Raw genomic sequence first — 1,314 nt, forward strand, 5'->3', positions numbered from 1 at the left:
CCCCCCGATGCTTATCTCCTACGCGGCCTCAATCGGGCCTAGCGGCTTGGCAGGGATTCGGGGCGTCGGTCCGACCTGTTATGCCATCAGAAGAACATACTCGCGCAACCTCGGTTGGTCAGGTACAGGAGGTACCTGGAACTTGGTTTTCGCAGCCCACATCGCCTGGTGATGCGGGTGCAGGCGTCAACAGCGGCTCGATATCCGGTGTCATGCCGCGCGTACCTGGTACTCGGTGCCATGGGCGAGCATCGCCCAGGCGATGCGGGCCAGCTTGTTGGCCAGCGCCACCGCGGCCCGGTTTTTGCCCCGCCGAGCCGCCACCTCACACACCCAGCGGCTCAAGGCATCGTCATGGTTTGGCGCCACCCGCAGCCATGCCCGAGCGCCGTGGATCAGCATCTTACGCACGTAGCTGTCGCCCCGCTTGCTGATACCCAGCAATACGGTCTTGCCGCCCGTTGAGTGCTGGCGTGGGATGATGCCCAAGGCAGCGCTGTAATGCCGGCCGCCCTGGTAGTTGAAGGGGTCGCCCATGTGCATGACGATGGCGCTGGCAATGATGTGCGCCACGCCCGGCAGGGCTGTCAGCCGCCGGGCATCCGGATACTGACTGACCCAGCGTTTGAGCAACTGTTCATAGTGGTCGATTTGGCTGTCGTACAGTTGCCACAACTCCAGCTGTTGATGCAGCAGAGGCTGCAACAACACCGGGATCTCCGAGTTCGGCTGATCCAACTCATCTCGGATGGTTCTGCGTAGCGCCTCATGGCCGGTCGGGTAGACATACCCGAACTCGGCCAGCAAGCCGTGCAGCTGATTGACCAGCGCCGTGCGGGCCTTGATCTGAGACTCCCGCAGTCGATGCAGCGCCTGGATGGCCTGCTGATCAACCGTTTTGATCGCCACGCGGGGAACCCGCGGACGCAGCGAGGTCTCGAAGATGGCTTCCGCATCGCGGTAATCGTTCTTGTTGCCCATGACATAGGGCTTAACGTGCTGCGGCGCGATCAGGTGTACGTCGATGCCTTGGGTACGAAGCAGTCGCGCCCAGTAATGCGCCGAGCCGCAGGCCTCCATGATCACCCTTGCCGGCGCTAAGCGCAGTACCGTTGCCAGCAGTTTGGCGCGACGTACCTGCCGTTGCAGCACGGTTCTATGGTGCGCATCGACACCATGAAGTTGAAAAACGGATTTGCCAAGATCGATAGCCAGTGTCTTAACTTGCATGAGATGGACCCCTCTCTTTCGGTTTGGGTGACCTTCTCAGCGTAGGCGCGCTGAGAGGGAGGGTGGGTCCATCCCATTTCCTAC

At 61.5% G+C, this 1,314-nt stretch carries 1 protein-coding gene; it reads right to left on the minus strand.

The features are described 5' to 3' along the window. Positions 1-210: 210 nt before the first annotated feature. The gene (locus K6T12_RS21420; RefSeq protein ID WP_222225007.1) at positions 211-1,230 is read right to left on the minus strand and encodes an IS110 family transposase; all 1,020 of its coding nucleotides are present in this window, start codon (positions 1,228-1,230) and stop codon (positions 211-213) included. Positions 1,231-1,314: the final 84 nt, after the last annotated feature.

Origin of the sequence: Marinobacterium arenosum (assembly GCF_019795155.1) — a bacterium.
Lineage (GTDB): Bacteria > Pseudomonadota > Gammaproteobacteria > Pseudomonadales > Balneatricaceae > Marinobacterium_C > Marinobacterium_C arenosum.